The 22312-nt window shown below is 71.9% G+C and carries 18 protein-coding genes; 10 read left to right on the top strand and 8 right to left on the bottom strand.

Annotated elements, in window-relative coordinates; all coding sequences use genetic code 11:
• Positions 1-14: 14 nt before the first annotated feature.
• From ACFP2T_RS16920 to ACFP2T_RS16895, 6 genes are all read right to left on the bottom strand, one after another.
• Positions 15-5060 (bottom strand): hypothetical protein, encoded by a 5046-nt coding sequence (locus tag ACFP2T_RS16920; RefSeq protein ID WP_377422508.1) that lies wholly within the window; start codon positions 5058-5060, stop codon positions 15-17.
• A complete protein-coding gene (locus ACFP2T_RS16915) occupies positions 5057-5881 on the bottom strand; it encodes a DUF4132 domain-containing protein (RefSeq protein ID WP_377422506.1) in 825 nt (274 codons plus the stop codon). The genes ACFP2T_RS16920 and ACFP2T_RS16915 overlap by 4 nt, the downstream gene beginning before the upstream one ends.
• 197 nt (positions 5882-6078) lie before the next feature.
• Positions 6079-7311, bottom strand: coding sequence for an MFS transporter (locus ACFP2T_RS16910; protein ID WP_377422504.1), 1233 nt, complete (start codon positions 7309-7311; stop codon positions 6079-6081).
• Positions 7312-7332: 21 nt separating this feature from the next.
• Positions 7333-7959 (bottom strand): isochorismatase family protein, encoded by a 627-nt coding sequence (locus ACFP2T_RS16905; RefSeq protein ID WP_377422502.1) that lies wholly within the window; start codon positions 7957-7959, stop codon positions 7333-7335.
• Between the two features lie 71 nt (positions 7960-8030).
• Positions 8031-9314 (bottom strand): nicotinate phosphoribosyltransferase, encoded by a 1284-nt coding sequence (locus tag ACFP2T_RS16900; RefSeq protein WP_377422500.1) that lies wholly within the window; start codon positions 9312-9314, stop codon positions 8031-8033.
• 40 nt (positions 9315-9354) lie between these two features.
• Complete coding sequence (locus tag ACFP2T_RS16895) at positions 9355-12033, bottom strand: LuxR C-terminal-related transcriptional regulator (RefSeq protein WP_377422498.1); 2679 nt, start codon at positions 12031-12033, stop codon at positions 9355-9357.
• A gap of 151 nt (positions 12034-12184) precedes the next feature.
• Between ACFP2T_RS16895 and ACFP2T_RS16890 the strand changes: the two genes are divergently transcribed.
• The 3 genes from ACFP2T_RS16890 (at position 12185) to ACFP2T_RS16880 (ending at position 14589) form a co-directional block, all read left to right on the top strand.
• Entirely contained in the window at positions 12185-13693 is a 1509-nt protein-coding gene (locus tag ACFP2T_RS16890) for a hypothetical protein (protein ID WP_377422496.1), read from the top strand.
• Between the two features lie 108 nt (positions 13694-13801).
• Positions 13802-14092 (top strand): ATP-dependent Clp protease adapter ClpS, encoded by a 291-nt coding sequence (gene clpS, locus ACFP2T_RS16885; protein WP_377422494.1) that lies wholly within the window; start codon positions 13802-13804, stop codon positions 14090-14092.
• Positions 14068-14589, top strand: a complete 522-nt coding sequence (locus tag ACFP2T_RS16880; protein ID WP_377422492.1) for a DUF2017 domain-containing protein — start codon at positions 14068-14070, stop codon at positions 14587-14589. Before clpS ends, ACFP2T_RS16880 begins: the two co-directional genes overlap by 25 nt.
• A gap of 55 nt (positions 14590-14644) precedes the next feature.
• Here the strand turns inward: ACFP2T_RS16880 and ACFP2T_RS16875 are convergent, their stop codons facing one another.
• A complete protein-coding gene (locus ACFP2T_RS16875; protein ID WP_377422490.1) occupies positions 14645-15505 on the bottom strand; it encodes an aldo/keto reductase in 861 nt (286 codons plus the stop codon).
• Between the two features lie 214 nt (positions 15506-15719).
• Between ACFP2T_RS16875 and ACFP2T_RS16870 the strand changes: the two genes are divergently transcribed.
• The 7 genes from ACFP2T_RS16870 (at position 15720) to rdgB (ending at position 21021) form a co-directional block, all read left to right on the top strand.
• Entirely contained in the window at positions 15720-16208 is a 489-nt protein-coding gene (locus tag ACFP2T_RS16870; RefSeq protein ID WP_377422488.1) for a M67 family metallopeptidase, read from the top strand.
• A 69-nt stretch (positions 16209-16277) separates the two neighbouring features.
• The gene (locus tag ACFP2T_RS16865) at positions 16278-16640 is read left to right on the top strand and encodes a MoaD/ThiS family protein (RefSeq protein ID WP_377422486.1); all 363 of its coding nucleotides are present in this window, start codon (positions 16278-16280) and stop codon (positions 16638-16640) included.
• 10 nt (positions 16641-16650) lie between these two features.
• On the top strand, positions 16651-17616 hold the full coding sequence (locus tag ACFP2T_RS16860) for a PLP-dependent cysteine synthase family protein (RefSeq protein ID WP_377422484.1): 966 nt from the start codon (positions 16651-16653) through the stop codon (positions 17614-17616).
• A 327-nt stretch (positions 17617-17943) separates the two neighbouring features.
• Positions 17944-18690, top strand: a complete 747-nt coding sequence (locus tag ACFP2T_RS16855; RefSeq protein ID WP_377422482.1) for an MBL fold metallo-hydrolase — start codon at positions 17944-17946, stop codon at positions 18688-18690.
• Positions 18691-19087: 397 nt separating this feature from the next.
• Positions 19088-19549, top strand: coding sequence for a hypothetical protein (locus ACFP2T_RS16850; protein WP_377422480.1), 462 nt, complete (start codon positions 19088-19090; stop codon positions 19547-19549).
• Positions 19550-19660: 111 nt separating this feature from the next.
• Positions 19661-20389, top strand: coding sequence for a ribonuclease PH (gene rph, locus ACFP2T_RS16845; protein WP_377422478.1), 729 nt, complete (start codon positions 19661-19663; stop codon positions 20387-20389).
• Positions 20386-21021: an RdgB/HAM1 family non-canonical purine NTP pyrophosphatase gene (gene rdgB / locus ACFP2T_RS16840; protein ID WP_377422476.1), complete on the top strand. Its 636-nt coding sequence runs from the start codon at positions 20386-20388 to the stop codon at positions 21019-21021. The genes rph and rdgB overlap by 4 nt, the downstream gene beginning before the upstream one ends.
• Here the strand turns inward: rdgB and ACFP2T_RS16835 are convergent.
• The gene (locus ACFP2T_RS16835) at positions 21018-22184 is read right to left on the bottom strand and encodes a low temperature requirement protein A (protein ID WP_377422474.1); all 1167 of its coding nucleotides are present in this window, start codon (positions 22182-22184) and stop codon (positions 21018-21020) included. The genes rdgB and ACFP2T_RS16835 overlap by 4 nt on opposite strands.
• Positions 22185-22312: the final 128 nt, after the last annotated feature.

The raw sequence follows: 22312 nt of genomic DNA, 5'->3' as shown, positions 1-22312 counted from the left end.
CTGTGCGCTCACGGTCACGGGTTCCTCGGCTTCCGGGTACGGGGGGTCTGCAACTGTTCGAGCCGGGGGGCGTCGCCGCCCCTGATCCGCTGCCAGGCCCGCCGGTAGATCTCCGGCGCGGGTGCGAACGGCACGGCCAACCCGAGCGGGACGTCGGGCTGGCCCGGCAGCGCGAACAGCGGGATCTTCCACTGCTCGATCGGCAGCCGTGGGCTGCGATGCTCCAGCCAGACGCCGGGAAGGAACAGGGTGCGTCCCGCCCGGGAGCGGCTGGCCTGGATCACCAGGTCGGTGTCGGCCAGTTCGGCGCGGCTGGCCCGGAGCCGGGCGGGCTTCCAGCCGGTCCACCGGGCCACGTTCCGGTCGGTCGGATCGGGCATGGCCAGCAGCATCAGGTACAGCGCGGCGGCGTCGTCGCCCAGCCCGTACTCGGCGACCACCTCGGCGACCAGCTCGGGGACCGATCGGCTCGGATCCTGCGGCCACCACGTACCGTCCGGGTCCCGGGTTCCGGCGACCGGTTCGCCCGGGTCGGCCAGCAGTGCGGCGAACCACGGGTCCCGGGCGGTCCGCAGGGCCACCTCCGGGTCGGACATCTGCTGCGTGCCGCCGCGCAGCACCGGCAGGTACGGGTCGTCGCCGCTGTCGTCGAGCAGGGCCACCCGGATGGCCGGCAGGGGTTGGTCGTCGTGGGTGGCCAGGACGACGGCGCCGTACCGCTCCCAACCGTCGCCCGTCTCCGACGGTGCCCCGGCGACCTTGCGGAAGGCGTCGAGCCGGGCGTACCAGTCGAAGGTGAGCATCAGTTCGGGGTTGGCCAGCCGTTCCCGTACCGCGACGAGCGCGGCCGGCAGCGCGGCCCGGACGGGATCCCCCGCCGGAACCCGGTGGGCGGTCCAGGCGGCGGTGCCGACGGCGCCGACCAGGGTCGCGGCGGTGAATCCGACCGCCGAGGGTTCCCGCGGGACGAACTGGTCCTGTTGCAGCACCCAGGTCAGATCGTTGCGGAGTTCGGGGGACGCGTCCGGCTCCAGCAGCCCGGCCAGCGCCCAGTCCACGCTCCAGCTCAGCCTGACCGACCGGAGCGCGTCGGCGAGGAGTTCCTCGGGAATCCTGGGCCGCCGACCGACCGCGTCGTTCCAGACCTGTGCGGCGGCGGCGACGTCCGGGCCTTCCGTCCAGAGCCGGGTCGGGTCGTCGGGGACCAGCGCCGTGACGACGGCCCGCCGGACGTTCCCGTCGATCCTGGTGAGTTGTGAACGGGCGAGGGTGACCTCGGTGGACTTGAGCCCGAGGGTCTCCCGGGCCTCGGCCGGCATCGGCTCGGCGCTGTTGACCTGGAAGAGCCCGGCCAGCACCAGCCGGGCCACCGCCCGGCTCACCCCGGTCAGTTCGGCGAACTCGTCGGCGGCGGCGGGCCGCCACGGCAGCGGGCCGCGCCGGGCCCACTCGGCCAGGAACTCGGCCATCCAACCCGCCGGTCGGGCATCGCCGACCGGCGTCGAGGAGAGCACGGTGTACGGGGCCGGCACGGCGAACTCTCCGGACGGATCGTGGTACAGCCCGCCGAGTTCGCTGCCGGTGAACGTCGTCGCGGTGTGGTCCAGTACGGCGATGAACCGGCCACCGGACAGCGGTAGCAGCGAACGATGCTGGTGCATACGCCCGCTGCTCATGGGCGGCAGGTGACGGTCGGGGAAGTCGAGGTGGACCCGTCGCCACCGGGCCGCCTCGGCGGCGGTGACCAGGCCGAGCCCGTTCAGCTCGGTCAGCAGGGCACGGAGCACCTCCCGGTCCTCGGCCGGAGTCGTCGCGGCCGCCGCCCGGTACGCGATCCCCGTACACCAGCCGAGCAGGGCCAGCAGATCAACTATGGAGTGTGACAGTTCCGGCCCTTCGGTGTGCAACCGGACGCCGGGGTCGGACTCGGGTCTGTCCATGGCCCTGCGCATCGCCCGCAGTTGCCGGAAGGCATGGTCGAGCTTCTCCTGCGCCGTCCAGTAGTACACGTCGGCGAAGCCGTTCAGGGCCGTACGGAGTGCGGAGTCGCTCGGGCCCGGCGGATCCTCCTCCGGTACCTCCTCGGCCAGTGCCCCCGCGAGCCGGTCCGCCACCCGACGGAGGGTGCTCTGGCTGGTGGTGGCGAACCGCAGCACCTCGGCCACCCCGGCCACCAGCACGTCGTCGGTGACCTGCGGCAGCGTCGAGCGGATCAGCGCGGGGAGTTCCTTCGGCCTGTCGGCGCCCTTGAGCAGGGTCGCGACGGTGTCCCGGTCGATCCGGCGCAGCGCGGCGGAACCCTCCGGGTCGCGGGGCCGGAGCTGGTGCCGGTACCGCTGCGGCGGAAGGGGGACCTGCGCCCGGGTGTACTGGATCGGTGATCCGCCGAGCGTCGCTCTGCTGATCACGATCCCGTCCGGGTCGGCCAGCCGCGAGTCCTCCAGCAGGATCCGCAGCCGGTCGTCTCCGGGTAGCCGCAGCGCACCCGCCGGTATGCCCCGGCTCGTGGTGACCGTGTGGCCGGCCAGGTCCTGCCCCTGGTACGACCCGTCCGGCAGGCGTACCACCCGCCAGCCGAGCAGCCCGTCCACCGGTACGCCCAGCGGGGTCGCCCGGTCCGACGGGACCGGACGCAGCCAGCTCCGCGCGTCGCTGAGGGCGCTGCCGGCCGGGGCGGTACGCAGTGCGTCGGCCAGTCGGCCGGGCACGCCCTGCCGGCCGTACTCCCCGGTGGTCGGGTCGTACTCGTACCACTGCGGGGCCTCGCCATTGCGGGCGGGCCGTCGTACCCAGTACGACGTTCCATCGCCGATCACGTCGAACTCGTCCGGGACCTCGGTGTCTCCGACGTGCAGCACACCGGCGCCGGTGGTCCGCCCGCCTCCGGGCAGCGGCAGGCTGCTGACGTCGCGGCGGAGCTGGTACAGGTTGTGGTCGCCGACCATCTGCCGCACCTGCTCCGGCGCCGAGTGCCAGTACCCCAGCAGGCCACCGTGGCGCTGGTTGGAGCCCCAGTAGACCAGGAGTTCGCCGTCGACGAAGTGGAAGCCCGGCTCCCCCCAGAGGTCGCCCTGCGGGATCCGCAGGTCGTGGGTGAGTACCGCGCCGTCGGCGTCGATCACCCGTGCCCGCGCCGGCCCGGCCACGACCAGGTACGGCCAGGCGTCCGCGAGGACGAGCCCCCGGCGGCCGGCTTTCGGGTCGACGACGTCGGCGATCGCCTCGTCCCAGGCGGGCCAGCCCAGCTCCTCCAGGAGCCCGCCGCGCAGGCTCCGGACCACCGCGTCGGTGAGGTCGGTGCGGGCCGCCGTGGCGACCTCGTCCGGCGCCAGCACCAGTGCCTCGGTGGGCAGCGAGGCGAGCAGCGTGCCCGCCTCGGCGAGTCGCGGCAGTCCCCGAGCGCCGAGCGCGGCGGCCTGGTTCCGGACCCACTCCAGCAGCAGCGGCCGACCGCCCGGTGATCCGGCCAGCCGGCGCATCACCTGGTGGCCGGCCTCGTCGTCGCACCGGTCCAGGGCTGCGTGCAGGGCCTTGTGGAACCGGGCGTCGCCGGCCAGAGCCAGCAGGTCCCGCTGTCCCACTCCGGCGGCCCATCCCGAGATATTCATCCGGGCACCCGGGAGGGACACCGGCAGGTCGAGCGACAGCATCAGGTCGGTCAGGTCGATGTCGGCGCTCGCGTCGATCGTCCCACCGTCCTCCGCGGCCAGTTCGGTGCGCAGCGCGTCGGCCATCCGCTCGACCAGCCCGTACAGCGCCGGGGACCGGCCCGGGTACCGGTAGTTGTAGTGGTGCCGCACCTTGAGGAACCGCCGGAGCCAGCCTGCCGAGCCGTCGGTCGGCCGTTCGGCTGCGGGCAGTCCGAAGTCGACGAGCCCGTCGGTCGCGCCGGTCGCGGTGAGCACCTCCAGCCAGGCGGGCAGCACGTCGCCGTCCGGATCGTTCGGTGGCATCAGGTCGAGCAGGGCACCGCGTACGCTCCGGTCGGCCTCGGCCAGCGCGACCAGCGCCGGCAGGTACGCCTGCCACCAGCCGATCGGGGCCTGCGCGGTCGCCGGCAGGTCGAGCATCTCGATCAGGTACGCGCGTTCGAGCGCCTGCCCCGTGCCTCCGCCCGCCCCGGCGCCTGTGCCTGTGCCCGCGCCTTTGCCTGCGCCCGTGCCTCCGCTCGCGCTCGTGCCTTTGCCCGTGCCTCCGCTCGCGCTCGTGCCTTTGCCCGTGCCTCCGCTCGCGCTCGCCGTCGGCCGGGACGAGACGCCGCCTCCGGTGGCAACCTTGTCCGCCGCGCGGACCAGCCGGCGCAGCGCGTTCGCGGTCTGCACCGACGGCGCGATCCCGGCCGCGGCCGTCCGCACGCACAGCTGGCAGAACCGCCGCAGTGCCTCGTCGGCCGGCAGTCGGCTGGCGAGTTCCTTGGCGAACCCGGCGAGCGCGGTGGCGGGCAGCGCCCCCGCCAGGGCGAATTCCAGGTACACCGAGTCGAGCCGGTCCGGCTCGGTGCCCAGCCCGTGCTCCGCCTCGGCTTTGCGGGCGCGGCCGAACATCTGGCCCGCGTACGCCTTCTCCTCCAGGCCGAGGAAGACCCGCCCGGCCTGCTCGTAGAAGGTGGGTAGGAAGTGCGGCACCGACCGGGCCAACCGCCGGGCGAGCGCGTGGTATTCGTCCACCGCGGCCTTGGGCTTGGACCGGGCCTGTCGGGCGATCCGCTTCAGCTCGGGCACGATCGCCAGCGCGTGGTGGCCGTCGTCCGGGTACCGCACCAGGACCCACTCCGGGAAGCCCAGCGATTGGCGTTGGCCGAGCCCGACCAGGACCGGGTCGGCGGCTCGTTCGAGGCCGAGGAAGGCCATGGCGGCGTCCTCCCCGTCGCCCAGCTCGGCCGGGACCAGTCGGACCACCGGATGGTCGTCCAGGACCGGATGCCGGTAGGTCCGGGCGGTCAGCGGTACGGCGTGTTCGCCGGCCCCGCCGGTGTCCGGTTGGCCGGCGCCGCCGGCTTCGAGTGGCAGCACCGCACCGGCCGACAGCAGGTCCTCGATCTCGGACGTCACGGCGGTCACGCACCCTTCCCGGTGGCGACCGGCTGGCTGCCGGAGAGGGTCGCGGCCATCCGGATCCCCTCCGACCAGGCCACCGGCCCGACGTCCGACAACCGCATCGGGCGGCTGTCGCGATGCCGCCAGGACAGGTCACCCATGGTCAATTGGTTCTCCCAGTACTCTCCGTTGATCCAGACCGATGCCTCGACGATCCGCCCTGCCTCGTAGATTCGGCAGCTCACGGTGGCGCTGGACGCCTGGTAGCCCAGGGTGCTGGCGCGGGCGGTCACGGCGGCCCGGGAGGGGAGCCGGGCCTCCCGGAAGTCCGGCACCCACGTCGCCGACCCGTGCAGGTCGGATGGCTTCGTCCAGGTGGCCCGGTGCAGTTGCTCGACCCGCTGGGTCACCCCCAGCTCCGCGACGAACTCCCGCAACTCCTCCAGATCGGGCAGCAGTACGGGATGCGGCAGGGTGACCGTCTGCGGCGACATCCGCAGCGTCTCCCCGTCGAGGTCGACCACCCGCAGCTCGCCTGAGTCGGTGACGTCCCGCAGCAGGCCCAGCTGTTCGGGATCGTCGCCCACGACGACGAGGTCGCGCAGGACGCTCTGCCAGGCGGGGTCCGGCCAGACCCGGGCGAGCAGCCCGGCGGGGACCGGGAGGGAGGACACCATCCAGGCGTCGACCCGGGCGAGGCAGTCGGCGCTGTGCCGGTCGAGCCACTCGGCGAGCTGACGCAGCCGGTCCACCTCGGGATGGTCCCGCAACGCCTTCGGCAACGTCTTCAAGGGACGGCCGGTCCCCCGACGGGCGGCCGATCTGGCGACCACCTTGCCTTCCATCAGGGAAATCTCGTAGGAGTCACCCGCCGACAACCAACCCACTGATCCACCCTCCGCCATGCATGATGTGTCCGGCTCCGGCCGGACTCCGGCCGCCGTTGCTGAGCAGCACGCGGAACGCTAGTGCCCGGCACCGACAAGAACTCCGCCGGACCCAGAGTGTCGACAATGGACGGCCAGGGTCGCCGGTCCGGCGGTCACCGTTCGGCGGGTGCGGCGGCGGTGGCCGGGGTGGGCGCGGGTGAGGTCGGTTTGGCGATCCTCCTCCGGTGATTGCGCAGCTCGGCGGCGAGGAAGGCCGACCCGACCAGCGCGCCGATCAGACCGGTCGCGGCGAAGCCCCAGGCGGGCGCCGAGGCGTCGATCACCGCGCCGGCCAGCGGCGCACCGAGGGCCAGGCCGACCGTGATCGCGGAATTCTGCAGGCCCATCGCCTCGCCCCGGACGCCCGCCGGAACGAGCTGACTCACCGCGTTGGCGGTGGCCGCGAGGGCCGGTGCACACAGCACCCCGGCCGGCAGCAGTGCGAGAGCAAGCGACCACCACTGCGTACCGCCGAAGCCGATCGGGATCGTGCAGAGCCCGAGCATCGTGACGATGAGCAGCGGGGAGACCGATCGCGACACCATGCCGTACACGAAGCCGCCGACCAGGGAGCAGACGGCCCATATCGCCAACACCAGACCGGTCCACTCGACCTGTTCCGCCGCCCGGAGCACGGCCACCACGGCGACGTCGGTCCCGCCGAGCACCAGCGTCGAGGCGGTACTGATGGCCAGTATCCCGAGCAGCCGGGGCGTCAGCCACTCCCGCCGGGACACCGGCCGGGCCGTGTCCAGCGGCTCGTGGTCGGCCCGGGTCGGCGGGTTGAGCCAGAACAACGCCACGCCGGCCAGTGCGACGCCGCCGCTGACCACGAGCAGGCTCGCCTTCGGTGACACGCTGGTGGCCAGCAGTACCGCGAGGGCGGGGCCGACCATGAACGACAGCTCCACGGCCATCGAGTCCAGCGCGTACGCCGGACGCCGTTTCTCCGGCGGCACGAGCGCGGCGACCGACTGCCGGGCCACGCCGAACACGGGCAGGCACAGCAGCCCGCCCAGCAGCGCCCCGCCGAGCAACACCGGATACGGCATCAGCGGCGCGGTGAACCAGAAGGCGGCTTCGGCGACGGTGGTCAGCGCGAGCACGGGTCGCAGTCCACGGCGGTCGACCAGCCGGCCCAGCAACGGTGCGCCGACGGCGGAACCGATCGTCATCGCGGCGCCGGCCAGTCCGGCGGCGGCGTACCCGTGCTCAAGATCGAGCACGACGTACATCGTCAACGCGATGACCGTCATCGTCTTGGGGACCCGGGCCAGCAGGGTGACCAGCATCAGGGACCGTACGCCGGGCAGCGCGAGGGCTTCCCGGTAGGGCGTGAGATTCATCAGGGGTCGTTACCTCCCCGGCTATCCTGCCTGGTCGGCGCTTCCTGCCTGCCAGCGAATCAGCCCGGTGGGGCTGCCGAGCAGCGGTGCGCCGTGCAGGGTCACCCCGGCGTCGCGCAGCGCGGTCAGGGCCGCGCGGGTGGTCAGACCGTTGACCCCGGCGGTCAGGTCGAGCAGCACACTGGTCGCGAAACCCTCCCGGGCGGCGTCCGCGGCGGTGGCCCGTACGCAGTGGTCGGTGGCGATGCCGACCACCTCGACGGTCTCCACCGAGTGTCGGCGCAGCCAGTCGGCCAGCCCTTCACCGCCCTCGGCGGCGCCCTCGAACCCGGAGTACGCCGCCGCCCATTCACCCTTGTGGAACACCGCCCCGACCCGGTCGAGGGCCAGGTCGGGGTGGAACTGCGCGCCGTCGGTGCCGACGACGCAGTGTCGGGGCCAGGAGTCGACGAAGTCCGGCGGGTCGCCGAAGTGCGCGCCGGGGTCCACGTGATGGTCCTTGGTCGCCACCACGTGGTCCCAGCGGTCCGGTTCGGTGGCGAGCAGTCGGGAGATCCCGGCGGCCACGGCCGCGCCCCCGGTGACGGCGAGCGATCCGCCCTCGCAGAAGTCATTCTGGACATCGACGATTATCAATGCTCGGCTCATCTGTCGCACCTCTCCTTACCTGTTAAGAAGGGGCCCTTCCTATGCAGAAAGCGATAAGAAGGGGCCCTTCCTTACACCCCCACGACCGTGACGGGGAGGGTGGGGTCGCCGGCTGAGAGCTTGAGTCCTTCCCAGGGGATCGAGATCAGGCACTGTCGTAGGTGTTCGCGTGACTCGGCGAGGGTGGGGAGGGCGACCGGCTTGCCGGCGGAGACGTAGGGGCGTTGGAGCGGGCGGTCGCCGGGGCGGGGGTCGGGGGTGCCCTGGGAGACGATGATCTCGTCGGTGGCGGTGCCGCTGGGCTTGTGGCGGCGGACGGCTGTCTTGCGCCCGCCGACGGTGGCCTTGCGCTCGGAGCGCTTGACCACTGAGCGGCCGTCCACCTCGACGAGCTTGTAGACGAGTCCGGCGGTCGGTGCGCCGGAGCCGGTCACCACGGCGGTACCGGCGCCGTACATGTCGACCGGCTCGGCGGCGAGCGCGGCGATGGCGTACTCGTCGAGGTCACCGGAGACGATGATCTTCGTCTCGGTGGCGCCCAGCGAGTCGAGCAGTTCCCGCGAGTGCTGGGCCAGCACCGCCAGGTCGCCGGAGTCGATCCGGACCGCCCGCAGTTCCGGGCCGGCGACCGCGATCGCATTGCGGATGCCCTGGGCGATGTCGTAGGTGTCGACCAGCAGCGTGGTGCTCCGGCCCTGCGCGGCGACCTGGCTGGCGAACGCGGCCGGCTCGTCGTCGTGCAGCAGCGTGAAGGCGTGCGCGGCGGTGCCGGCGGTCGGTATCCCGTAGCGCGCCCCGGCGGCCAGGTTGGAGGTGAAGCCGAACCCGGCCAGGTAGGAGGCCCGGGCCGCGGCGACCGCCGCTTCCTCGTGCGCCCGGCGGGCGCCCATCTCGATCAGGGTACGGCCCCGGGCGGCGGTCACCATCCGGGCAGCCGCGGCCGCGATCGCCGAGTCGTGGTTGAGCACGGAGAGCGTCAGGGTCTCCAGCAGGACGCACTCGGCGAAGGTGCCGGAGACGGTCAGGATCGGCGAGCCCGGAAAGTACAGCTCACCCTCGGCGTAGCCGTCGATGTCGCCGCTGAACCGGTACTTCGACAGCCAGGTCGCGGTCGCCTCGTCGACCACCCCGGTGTCCCGGAGGAAAGCCACCTCGGCCTCGTCGAACCGGAATTCCTGGAGCAGTTCGACGAGTCGGGTCGTGCCGGCGACCACCCCGTACCGCCGGCCAGCCGGTAGGCGGCGGGTGAAGACCTCGAAGACACAGGCCCGGTCGGCGGTGCCGTCCCGCAGGGCGGCGCTGATCATCGTCAGCTCGTAATGGTCGGTCAGGAGCGCGGGGCGCGAACTGTGCACCAGCTCAGCCTAGGCGGCCGGATCCGGTCGCTGTCGCCGGTCACCGATCGGGTTCGCCCTCCTGCTCCGGCATCGAGCGCAGTGCGGGCCACAGTTCGCCGCGCCCGGCCACCCCGAGCTTGTTGTAGACCCGCTGGAGGTGGTTCTCCACCGTGCGGGTGGAGATGTAGAGCTGCTCGGCGATGTTGCGGCTGGCCAGACCCCGGGCGGCCAGCCGGGCGATCTGCCGTTCCCGTTCCGTCAGCGCCGGCTGGCGGGTCGAGAGTGCGGGCGTACGCAGCACGTCGCAGCGGCGGAGCAGGCCGGCGAGCCGGAGATTCGCCTCGTGTGACCGGGTCGACCGGGCCGCCCGCAGTCGGGCCACCGCCCGACTGGTCGCCTCGGCGGCAAAGACGTTGAGATCGAGCTCGCTGAAGCCGTCGGCGACGGCGAGCAACTGGTCGCCGGAGTGGCCGTACTCGGCGCGGGCGTGCCGGGCCATCAGCGCCGGCAGCGGACCGTCGACGGTCTCGCTCAGCTCGGTGAGCCGCTGGACCACGGACTGCCGGCGCCCGGTGACGGTCGGCTCGCCGATCTCGATGTCGGCGCGGCCGAGCCGGACGAGGTCGTGCAGGACCAGCACCTCGTGGCCGGCGAAGCCGTCGGACTGGAGCAGGCCGACGAGTCCGCGGAGTCCGGCGACGGCCGCCGGAAGGTCACCGGTGGCGGCGAGCACGGCGGCGCGGGCCTGTTCGAGCCAGGGATAGAGGATGGCCATCCCGGAGGTGTGCGACCGGTCGGACTCCGCCATCGCCTCCATCGCGGACTCCACGTCACCGCGCATCGCCGCGGCCTGGGCCCGTTCGGCATGAGCCAGGCCGGCGAAGACCTTGCTGGTGGCGAGCACCGCGCAGGCGCCGAGACTGGTCCGGAGCGCCTCGCCGGTCTGGCCGCGCAGCCGGGCCGCCTGGGCCCGCAGGATGGACAGGTAGCCGGACCCGAGCCGGAAGTCGCCCGCGTCGGCCAGGTCGGCGAACTCGGCCGCGACGATCGCGTCGATCCCGGCCAGGTCGCCGGCGAGGGCCAGCCGGGTGCCGCGGGCCAGCTCCAACGCGAGTTGCAGGTAGGGCATCTCGACCCGCCACTGCGCCGCCTCGGCCGCGACCCCTTCGACGGCCCGGCCGCTGAGCACCAGCTCGCCCCGGGCCGCCTGTAGGTGCGCGATGGTGCAGCGGGCCAGGCCACGCGCGGCGACCGTGGCGGCCGGCCGGTCCAGGACGGACCGGCTCAGCCGCAGCGCCTCGGCACATTCGAGCCGGTGCAACCGCATGATCGCCTCGAAGGCGACCACCCGGGCCCGGTCGGCCGGATCGGTCAACCGCTCGGCGTCGGCGGCGATCTCGGCCACCGTGGACTCCCGGTTCAGACCCCAGTAGGAAACCATGCCGCGTACGGTCAGCCACCGGCTGCGCCGCTCGTCCGAGGTGATCTGGTCGGCCACCGAGTCCAGCACCTCGATCGCCTCGGCGGCCCGGTCGCCGAACATCAGGATGGTGGCCAGCAGTTCGGCGGCCTGGTAGCCGCCGCCGGCGTCCAGCGCGGCCCGGGCCAGCCGGGCGGCGAGTGGTACGTCGAACTGGCTGAACGCCTGGCCGCCCGCGTTCAGCAGCAGCTCCGGATCCGGAGAGGTACCCGAGTCGAGTCGCCACACCGCCACCCGCAGCAGGTCGTCGCGGCGCCGGGTGCCGGCCCGCTCCACCAGGTCGGCGAGCCGGGCGTTGAGCCGGCGGGCGCGGGTGACCGGGCACCGTCGCCGGACGACCTCGCCGTAGAGCGGGTGCGCGAGTCGGACGTCCGAGCGGCGGTCGTGCGTGACGACCTGGATCAGACCCCGTTCCTCGGCCACCTCCACACTGGAACTGTCGGTCGCCCGGCTCACCAGGGCCAGGCCGATCGGCTCGCCCATCGCCACCAGCTCGACCACCGCCCGGACGCCCTGGTCGAGCTGGCCGATCCGGGCGTCGATCAGGTCGTCGAGGCTGGGCGGCAACTGGGTCCGGCCGGTCCACCGCCACACGCCGTACGCCCGGGTCAGCTCCTCGCTGGCGTGCGCCGCGATGACCAGTTCCCGGAGCATCAGTGCGTTGCCGGCGGACAGCCGGTGCAACCGGTCCGCCGAGGGCGCGTCGACCGGGTCGCCCAGCATCGCGGCGAGCAGGTCGGTCGTGTCGGCCTGGCCGAGTGGAGCCAGCTCGGCATGGTCCACCAGGTCGTCCGTCCACAGCGCGCGGATCGGCAGCGGCACCGGCTCGCCGCTGCGCAGCGTCCCCAGCACCGTCGCGTTGTCGGAGCGGGCGATCAGGTAGACCAGGGCGGCCGAGGACGGGTCGAGCAGGTGGGCGTCGTCGATGCCGATCACGATCCGCCGGCCCGCCGCCTGCTGGTGCAGCGCGTCGACGGCCCAGCGCATGATCCCGGCGGGGGAGAGACCAGCCGGCTGGTCGGCCGGCAACACCTGGGCGAGGCCACCGAACGGGATTCCGGCGCTGGCGATGTTGGCCGACGCGGACCAGATCGCGCAGCCGAGTTCCGGCAGGTCCTCCAGGCACCGCCAGAGCAGCCGGCTCTTGCCGACGCCGGCTATTCCACTGAAGAACAGGCCACGAGTGTCCGGGCTGGTGGCGGCGCTCACCAACCGGTTGAGTTCGTCCGTCCGGCCAACGAAGCTCCACCGCTCCATCGGGGCAGCATATAGACCGTATGCCTTCAGCGCGCGCCCGGTGACTGAGTGAATTTGAGTAGTCCGTCAAGCATCCATGAGTATCGTTGGTGCTCGTAGCGTATGGACATCGACACGTAGCGTTCCGACATTCAGGTGATTCGCCCCGGCCGTGCTGGTCGGAGCCGTCCCGGTCGCCTGGGAGGTGGAGACCCTGAAGAAGTCCCGCTCGCTCCCCGTCGTCCCGGCACCGGAGTCGTCTGGAGCCGCACCCTCCCGACGTGTGGTGGTCCGGGAGCAGGCGCTGGTCGAGCCCGCGTCGCACGAGCCGCTCGCCGTGATCGCCGTCGGACCGTCCGGTGGCGACCGTCGGGCCGTACTCGCGGGGTTGCTCGGTGGGGCGGCGCCGCCGCTCCGGGCGCCCACGGGCAGCTTCATGGTGATCGACTACGCGCAGGCCGTCACCGGCGCCGCCTACGTGCCCGGAATCCGCGCCGCCCGGGAGTACCGGACCGATCCCATCGGTGCCGGCCCGGCCCTGGGCCGACCGCCCCGCCGGGTCGAACTGACCGTCCCGGACCCGCTGTTGCGGCACTTCACCCTGGTCGACGCGCCGGACACCCGCACTCTGGGCGTGGCCGGCGTCCGGGTGGTCCGCGACGCCGTCCGGCGGGGCGGCGCGCTGCTCTTCGTACTTCCCGACGACGAGCCGGTCACGGCCACCGAGCTGGACCTGCTCACCGAGGTCGCCGGTGGGGCCGCCGTCTTCCTGGTGGGCACGCCCGGCACGGACGGCACCTGGTCGCCGATGGAACCCGAGGCGCGCAGGGCCGCCCTGGTCACCGCGGTACCGGCGCTCGCCGGAGTGCAGTGGATCGACCTCGATCCGGCCGCCGCCGACACCGCCTACCTGCGGCGGGCACTGGTGGACTGGGCCAGCACCGAGGGACTGCGCCGGGCGAGTCTGAACCCGCCGATCGCGCCCGGCGCCACCCGTACCGTCCGGGTCGCCCCGGACGCGGGGACGTCCGACTGGGCGGACCGGTTGGACCGGCAGGTCCGTACCTGCGCCCACCGGCTCCGCCGGGAGATCGCGCTGGAGATGGCCAACGTCCACCTGCGGGGTGTCCAGGAGATCGTCTCCGGGTCCGGCGCGGCCGGGTTGCCCCGCTTCCTCGACCGGGAGGTCGAGGCGCTGTCGCTGGAGGTGGTCGCCGCCTGCGACGCGGGCGTGGACCGGATCCTCGGCGAGACCCTCACCCTGGTCTTCGGACAGGTGCCGGACGAGGGCGTACGGCTGAGGGTGGCGGCCGCGGTCGGCTGGGGCCTCGCCGACGACCCCGCCGCCCGGGACCTGGACCGGGTACTGCTGCTCCGGGAGAACGGCGCCGTCGACGTGGTACCCGGGCTCGGCGCGGTGGCCGGGCTCGCGGCCTATCCCGGTGGCACCGGCGGGGCCATCCTGCCGCCGCTCGGGGTCGGCCTCTCCGGTGGCTGCTACCAGTACTGGCGCAATCCGGCCCGGTCGGACCCGGTCCGGGCCCGGTCGTGGCTGCGCCGGGCCCTGTGCGAGATCGAGCTGGAACTCTCCCGTGAGGTGTCCCGGCGGTTCGAGGCGATCCGCGGCTCGCTGACCCGCGTGCTGACGGAGGCGGTCCGACACGGCCGCCTGCTCGCCTGACCAGTGCCGAGCCGACTACCAGGGCTTTCGGTCGCCGGGCGGCCCGGTTCGCCGGCCGTCGGCGTTCCGGTTCCTCGGTTCGCCGCCGACGGTGGCACGATGGGGGGCATGGCGGCTCCGCAGGTTGCACCGGTCGAAGCGCCGGACACCGAAGAGGTGCCGGTCGCCGACCGGGCATGGGTGACGATCGTCTGGGACGACCCCGTCAACCTGATGTCCTACGTGACCTGGGTGTTCCAGAAACTCTTCGGCTACAGCCACGAGAAGGCCGAGAAGCTGATGCTCGACGTGCACAACAAGGGGAAGGCCGTGGTCTCCAGCGGCGCTCGGGAGCGGATGGAGCACGACGCGTCCCAACTGCACGCGTACGGGCTGTGGGCGACGGTGGACAGGGCGTGAGTACGTTTCGCCGACAGGGCGACCACTGCGTGGCGACGTTCGCCGCCGACGAGGTGCGGGTGCTCCGCAAGGTCGCCTCGGAGGTGGTGGGGCTGCTCACCGACGGCTTCGACCACACCGATCCGGTCGTCGGGCGGCTGTTCCCGGACACCTACCCGGAGAATCCGGGCGACTCCGCGGAGCTGCGCCGCTACACCGAGGGCGACCTGAAGACGGGCAAGATCGACCAGGCGGGCGCGGTGCTCGCCGCGCTGCCCCCGGTGACCGGCGGGGAGGTACGCCTCGACGGCGAGGCTGCCGAGGCGTGGCTACGCGCCCTCAACGACGCCCGCCTCGCCATGGGCGTACGCCTGGACATCTCCGCCGACACCGATCTCGGTGACGAACTGGACGACGCGGTACTGCACGACCCGACCTCGACCCGGGTGTTCCAGCTCTCCGTCTACGCGTACCTCGGGTACCTCCAGGAGTCGCTGCTCACCGCCCTGATCGACTGAAAGGAAGGGCCCCTTCTTATCGCTATTTGCATAAGAAGGGGCCCTTCCTAACACCTCAGACGCGGTCGAGGGCGGCGAGTTCCGCCTCGTCGAGAGTGAGATCGGCGGCGGCGACGGAGTCGCGGATGGTCTCCGGCCGGCTCGCGCCGGGGATCGGGATCACCACCGGGGACCGGGCCAGCATCCAGGCCAGGCAGACCTGCTGCGGGCTGACCGCCCGTCCGGCGGCGACCTCGGCGAACGGGGCGAACCGACTGCCCAGCTCGCCGGCCCGGGAGATCCCGCCGAGCGGGGACCAGGGCAGGAAGGCCAGTCCCAGCTCGTCGCAGACCGCCAGCTCCGGCTCCGAGCTGCGGAACGCGGGGGAGTACTGGTTCTGCACCGACACCAGCCGGTCGCCGAGAATCTCCCGGGCCTGCCGGATCTGCTCCGGGTTCGCGTTCGAGATCCCGGCCATCCGGACCTTGCCGGCGTCGACCAGGTCCCGGACCGCTCCAATCGAGTCGGCGTACGGGACCTTGGGGTCGGGGCGGTGGTGCTGGTAGAGCCCGATCGCCTCCACGCCGAGCCGCTTCAGCGATGCCTCGCAGGCGCTTCGGAGGTATTCCGGCGAGCTGTTCAGGGTCCAGCTTCCGTCGCCGGGGCGCAGGTGCCCGCCCTTCGTGGCGACGAGCACCCCGGAGGTGTCCCCGCCGTAGCTGGCCAGTGCTCGCGCGATCAGCGACTCGTTGTGTCCCACCTCGTCCGCGTGCAGGTGGTAGGCGTCGGCGGTGTCGATCAGGGTGACGCCGGCGTCGAGCGCGGCGTGGATGGTACGCACCGAACGCTCCTCGTCCGGGCGTCCCTCGATCGACATCGGCATCCCACCGAGCCCGATCGCGCTCACCTCGGTGGTACCGATGCGGCGTTGGTTCATCACGCAGCCTCCTTCAGTCGGGCACCGGTCGGCAGTGTTCTTCCACACCCGGTCCCGTGCACCCGGTGTCGCTGGGGTGGGTGCGGCGGATATCGACTTTCCATTTCTGCCACAGGTCGGCACCGATCGCCGGACCGGGCCGCGTGAGGTCGGCCACTCTCGTCGGCCGAGGTCGACCACTCCCCGCCGTCGGGACAGGCGGTAGGCTGGGGTCGTGCTGAGCATCGACCGGTCGATAGTCGAGGCGATCGTCGCGCACGCCCGCCGGGACCACCCGGACGAGGCGTGTGGCGTGGTCGCCGGCCCGGCCGGCGCCGACACCCCCACTCGACACATCCCGATGGTGAACGCCGCCCGATCCATGACGTTCTATGAGTTCGACTCCATGGAGCAGTTGCGGGTGTGGCGGGAGATGGACGACCGCGACGAGGAACCGGCGGTCATCTACCACTCGCACACCGCGACCGAGGCGTATCCGTCCCGCACCGACGTCTCCTTCGCCGGGGAACCGGGCGCGCACTATCTGCTCGTCTCGACCCGCGATCCGGACACCGAGGAGATCCGGTCGTTCCGGATCGTCGACGGGGTGGTGACCGAGGAGCCGATCCGGGTCGTCGACGCCACGGTGGACCCGAACGCGGTCCAGTCGTACATGTTCGGGCAGAGCCCGGCGACGGTCGACTACGAGTGTTCCGGCCGCTGACTTCACACAGCTCAGCAGCCTGTCCGTAGTCCTTTTCCGCACTCCGTCGTCTCAAGGAGCACAACAGTCATGGCCATCGAAGTTCGCATTCCCACCATCCTGCGTAGCTACACCGGCGGTGCCAAGGTCGTCGAGGGAGCCGGCGACTCGCTGAACGATCTCCTGTCCGACCTGGACGGCAAGTACTCCGGCCTGCGTGGCCGGCTGATCACCGACCAGGGCGCGTTGCACCGCTTCGTCAACGTCTACATCAACGACGAGGACGTCCGGTTCCTGGGCGCCCTGGACGCGAAGCTCTCCGACGGGGACACCGTGACCATCCTGCCGGCGGTGGCCGGCGGCGCGTTCGGCTTCGCGGCGGCAGCCGCGATCATCGGACACAGCGCCGCCGCCGCGAGCACCGCGCACCGCGCGGCGTCCGCCGCCCGCTGAGGAGGCCGCCATGACGCGGTACGAGAGTCTGCTCGACGCGTGCGGCGGTACTCCGCTGGTGGGGCTGCCCCGCCTGTCGCCGACGGTGCCCGACGGGGCACCGCCGGTGCGGCTCTGGGCGAAGCTGGAGGACCGGAACCCGACCGGCAGCATCAAGGACCGTCCGGCGATGTTCATGGTCCGGGAGGCGGAGCGGGCCGGACGGCTCCGGCCGGGTGACACCATCCTCGAGCCGACCAGCGGCAACACCGGAATCTCCCTGGCCATGGTCGCCAAGCTCCGGGGTTACCGGCTGGTCTGCGTGATGCCGGAGAATGTCTCGACCGAGCGGGTGCAACTGCTCCGGATGTACGGCGCCGAGATCATCTTCTCGCCGGCCGCCGGTGGCTCCAACCAGGCGGTGGCGACCGCGAAGCAGATCGGCGCCGAGCACCCGGACTGGGTGATGCTCTACCAGTACGGCAACCCGGGCAACGCCCTGGCGCACTACGAGACGACCGGGCCGGAACTGCTGCACGACCTGCCCACCATCACGCACTTCGTGGCCGGGCTGGGCACCACCGGGACCCTGATGGGGACCGGGCGGTACCTGCGGGAGAAGGTCGACGAGATCGAGATCGTCGCCGCCGAGCCCCGGTACGGCGAGCTGGTCTACGGGCTACGCAACATCGACGAGGGCTACGTCCCGGAGCTGTACGACGCCAGCGTGCTGACCCGGCGCTTCTCGGTCGGTACCCGGGACGCGGTGCTCCGTACCCGGCAACTCGTCGAGGTGGAGGGGATCTTCGCCGGCTTCTCCACCGGAGCGATCCTGCACGCGGCGCTGGCCGTGGCGCACGAGGCCGTCCGGGCCGGCCGCCGGGCGGACGTCGCGTTCGTGGTCGCCGACGGCGGCTGGAAGTACCTCTCCACCGGCGCGTACGGCGGCACTCTCGCCGATGCCGAGGATGCCCTCGACGGTCAGCTCTGGGCCTGATCGACGGTCGTTCCCGCGTCGGCACCGATCCTTGCGACGGTGCCGACGCGGCACACCGGGCAAGTGACGTGCGGGGCACGCGTGAACAGTTTCCCGACATGCCAGACTAGGTGACAGAACGTAACGGTAGGGCCGAAAGTGGCGTCTTACCCGTACCGCACCGGGTCGCCCAAACCGGTTGTCACGTTCGCGACAACTGTTCCCAGATCTTTCTTGTGCCCAGGTGTCGCGGCGTAGGCTGCGCACCGTGACAGACCTTCCGGCATTGATCGTCTACGCATTGGTCGGCGGACTGTCCGTGACCATCAGTGACGGTAGGGCGACCTGATGCGATTGACCATTCTGGGCTGCGCCGGCAGTTTCCCGGGTCCCGAATCGGCCTGCTCGGCCTACCTGGTCGAGGCCGACGGGTTCCGGCTGCTGCTCGACTTCGGCTCGGGCTCGCTCTCCGCCGTGCAGCGTTACGTCGGGCTCAAGGCGCTGGACGCGATCCTGCTGACGCACCTGCACGGGGACCACATCCTCGATGCCGTCCCCTACATCGTGGTGCGCCGGTACGCCCCCGACGGCCCCTATCCGCCGCTGCCCGTCTACGCCCCGAGCGGTGCGCCGGACCGGCTCGCCAACGCCTACAGCCTGGACGGGGGGTCGATCGACGACGTCTACACCTTCTACGGGTTGCAGTCCGGCACCTTTCCGCTCGGCCCGTTCTCGGTGACGGTGGACCGGGTCAACCATCCGGTGGAAACCTACGGCGTACGACTGGAGCACGGCGGCCGTTCGCTGTGCTACTCGTCGGACACCGCGCCCTGCGAATCGCTGCTCCGGCTGGCGAACCGCGCCGACCTGTTCCTCTGCGAGGCAAGTTACCTGGACGGGGTGGACAACCCGCCGGACCTGCACCTGACCGGGCGGGAGGCGGGTGAGATCGCGACGAAGGCGGAGGTGGGCCGGTTGCTGCTCACCCACCTGGTTCCGGCCTGGGGTAGTGAGGCGGTCACCCACGAGGCCGCGCTGTCCGCGTTCGCCGGTCCGGTGGAGATCGTCCGGCCGGGCGCCCGCTACGAGGTCTGACGCCCCCCAAGTTGACCTCCGGGCGTTTAGCATTCGCCGGGTGGGCCACCCTCCCTCCGGACCGCCGCACCCCGACTCCACGGGCCAGCAACCCGAACCGGGTTTCTACCCGCCCGCCCCGCCGCCCGGCGGTTATCCGCAAGCTCCGCCGCCCGGCGGTTATCCGCCGGCTCCGTCGCCGGGTCCCTATCCGCCGGGACCGCCGTCCGGCCCCTATCCGTCGGCTCCGCAGCCCGGCGGCTATCCGTCGCCGCCTCAGCACCCGCCCGGCTACCCCGCGCCGGGCCCCTACCCGGCACCGGGACCGGCGGCCCCTCATCCGGCCGGGCCGCCCGGTTATCCCGGTTACCCCGGTGGGCCCGGCTATCCCGGTGGGGCCGTGCCGAGGAAGCGCAGGGTGTCCGGGCTGCTCGTCACTGTCGTCGTCGTGCTGGCCCTGCTCTGCTGCGGCGGTGTCCTCTATGGCGGTTGGATCCAGCCGATGCGGGAGAAGGCGGACACCGAGGAGTTCTTCGTCGAGCTGGGCGTGCCGAAGGGGTTCGTGGTGAACGAACCCCGGTTCCTGGCCGGCACCGAGACGCTCAGCGCGGAGTACGAGATGCTCTGCCCGAGGCAGGCCTGTCCGGTCAACCCGGCCGAGGCGATCCACGAGTGGATGGCCGGAAACCGGATGTCCCACATGACGGTGCAGGACGTCCAGCGGTGTCTGGGCTGGGCGGCGGATCCCAGTCCCGAGCTGTGCGACCTGGGGTGGACGGTGGAGGACACGCACATCGAGGTGTACGCGATCTGGGACTTCATCGACGGGCAGCCCGAGGACCGGCAGTGGGTTCTCAAGACCCAGATCTACCAGAACTGAACCGGGCCGGTCCACCCGCCGCCGACTGACCGGGGACCGGCGCGGGGCGGTCGGCGTGGCACCCGGGGCACCCTCGGTCGCGGCGAACCGGTGAACACATAAGCTGCGGGGATGGCGCGACCTGACGGGCGACGGCCCGACCAACTCCGACCGGTGACCCTGACCCGACGGTGGAGCATTCATCCGGAGGGTTCCGTGCTCATCGAGTTCGGTGACACCCGGGTGCTCTGCACGGCGAGCGTCACCGAGGGGGTGCCGCGCTGGCGCAAGGGATCCGGCCTGGGCTGGGTCACCGCGGAGTACTCGATGCTGCCCCGGTCGACCACCACCCGGTCGGACCGGGAGAGCGTCCGGGGCAAGGTCGGTGGGCGTACACACGAGATATCCCGGCTGGTCGGGCGGAGCCTGCGGGCCTGCATCGACCTCAAGGCGCTCGGCGAGAACTCGATCGTGCTCGACTGCGACGTGCTCCAGGCCGACGGCGGTACCCGGACCGCCGCCATCACCGGGGCGTACGTGGCGTTGCACGACGCGGTGAGCTGGCTGGCCGACCGGAAGGCGCTGGCCGGAAAGCCGGCGGCGGTGATGCACCGGTCGGTCGCCGCGATCAGCGTCGGGATCGTCGAGGGTGAACCGCGACTCGACCTGAACTACGTCGAGGACGTGGCGGCCGAGGTGGACATGAACGTGGTCTGCACCGGGGCCGGGGACTTCGTCGAGGTGCAGGGTACGGGCGAGGCCGGGGTCTTCGCCCGGGACCAACTGGACGCCCTGCTCGATCTCGGTGTGCTCGGCTGTGCCGAGTTGGCCGACGCCCAGCGGAAGGCGCTCGCCGAATGACCCGGGTACTGCTGGCGACGCGGAACGCCAAGAAGCTGATCGAGTTGCAGCGGATCCTCGACGGCGCGCTCGGTCCGCAGCGGATCCAACTGGTGGGGCTGGCCGACGTGCCGACGTACCAGGAGGTTCCGGAGACCGGGCTGACCTTCGGGGAGAACGCGCTCCTGAAGGCCCGCGAGGGCGTCAAGTGGACCAACCTGCCGACCATCGCCGACGACTCCGGCCTGGCCGTGGACGCCCTGAGCGGGATGCCCGGAGTGTTCAGCGCCCGCTGGTCCGGCCGGCACGGCGACGACCGGGCCAACCTGGAGTTGGTGCTGGCGCAGATCGGGGACGTACCGGACGAGCACCGGGGCGCGGCCTTCGTCTGTGCGGCGGCGCTGGTGCTGCCCGGCGGCAAGGAGCACCTTGTCGACGGACGGCAGACCGGCCGGCTGCTCCGCGCTCCGCGCGGCGAGGGCGGGTTCGGCTACGACCCGATCTTCCTCGGTGACCAGCAGGACCGGACGAACGCCGAGTTGTCGCCGGAGGAGAAGGACGCGGTCAGCCATCGGGGCAAGGCGCTGCGGGCACTGGCCAAGGTGATCGCCAAGGCGCTGCCGGTGGAAGGTGGGGGCTGGACCGGACGCTAACCGGCCCTCCGGCGCCGCAGAGCGGTCAGCTCGGCGACCAGGGTGAGCAGCAGGACCGCGTTCGCCACGATCATGATTCCGAGTGACGGCAGCAGTGGCATCGCGGGTCCGACCGCGACCAGCACGACCAGTGCGGCCACCCGGGACCAGAGGATCCCGCCGGTCACCACGTTGTCGAACAGGCAGCTCCCGACGAGGAACAGCGCCGGCCCGCCGAGCAGCACGAGGACCCAGCCGACCGGCGTGGTACCCGCCGGATGGCCGATCGCGTACGTGGTGCCGGCCGAGATCAGTACGGTGCCGGCGACCATCACCAGATGGGTGTACGAGGTGGCGGTGCCCGGGCGGACCCGTTCCACCGAGGAGACCTTGCCCGGCGCCAGCAGTTGCCGGATCCGGTGGAAGTAGAGCTGGAACAGGAGCACGGCGTTGGCGAACGCCACCGCGCAGACGGCGAGCCGGTCGGCCTCGAAGTCGGTGAAGGCGAGCCCGGTGCCAGCGGTCAGGATCAGCTCCCCGAGCGCGATGATGAAGATCTCCCGGTGCCGCTCGGCCAGGTGCATGCCGGTGAAGATCTGACTCGAGAGTTCGGTGCGCCCGAGGCGTGGGGTGGGCCAGCCGATCCGGGCCGAGCCGAGGTCGAGCGTCACCGCGATCGCCCAGAGCACCAGGCGGGTCGTGCCGTCCGTGAACACTCCGCCGATCCAGAGCCCGGCCGTGACCAGGAACCAGAAGAAGACCCGGACGCTGCGGGCCTGGATCGGCCGGTGTACGCGGGTGCTCGGGATGAGGACCGCGTCCCGGGCGAGGTGGATGCCGAAGTACGCGGCGACGAAGACGAACCCGTGCTGGCCGAAGGCCCTCGGCACCGCGACCGCCATCACCAGGGTGCCGAGCATGATCACCAGGACCAGGGCCTGGATTATCGGTAGCCGGGGATTGAACAGGTCGGTGAGCCACGCGGTCAGCACCCATACCCACCACGCGGCGAGCAGCAGTACGGCGGTCTGCGCGACGTTGCGGGCGTTGAGATCCTGGACCAGCGCCTGCGCCAGCCGGGAGAGCATGAAGACGTAGACCAGGTCGAAGAAGAGTTCCAGGAACGTCGGATTCTCGGGTTCACCCCGCTTGCGGAGGATCCGGGGAAGCTCGCTGGTCGTCACGGCTCGGCCTCCTACGGCACCCCGTCAGGCGCTCCCTTCGACTACCCGCTAAACCTATAAAAGCGGGCGTGATCGGACAGGCGAACCCATAGTGTCGGAGGTGGCGGCGCTGCCGGAGGGCGTACCGG

The sequence above is a fragment of the Plantactinospora solaniradicis genome, assembly GCF_042658085.1.
Taxonomy (GTDB): domain Bacteria; phylum Actinomycetota; class Actinomycetes; order Mycobacteriales; family Micromonosporaceae; genus Plantactinospora; species Plantactinospora solaniradicis.
The sequence above is the reverse complement of the archived record's forward strand: the minus strand, read 5'-3'. Positions and strand labels throughout refer to the sequence as shown.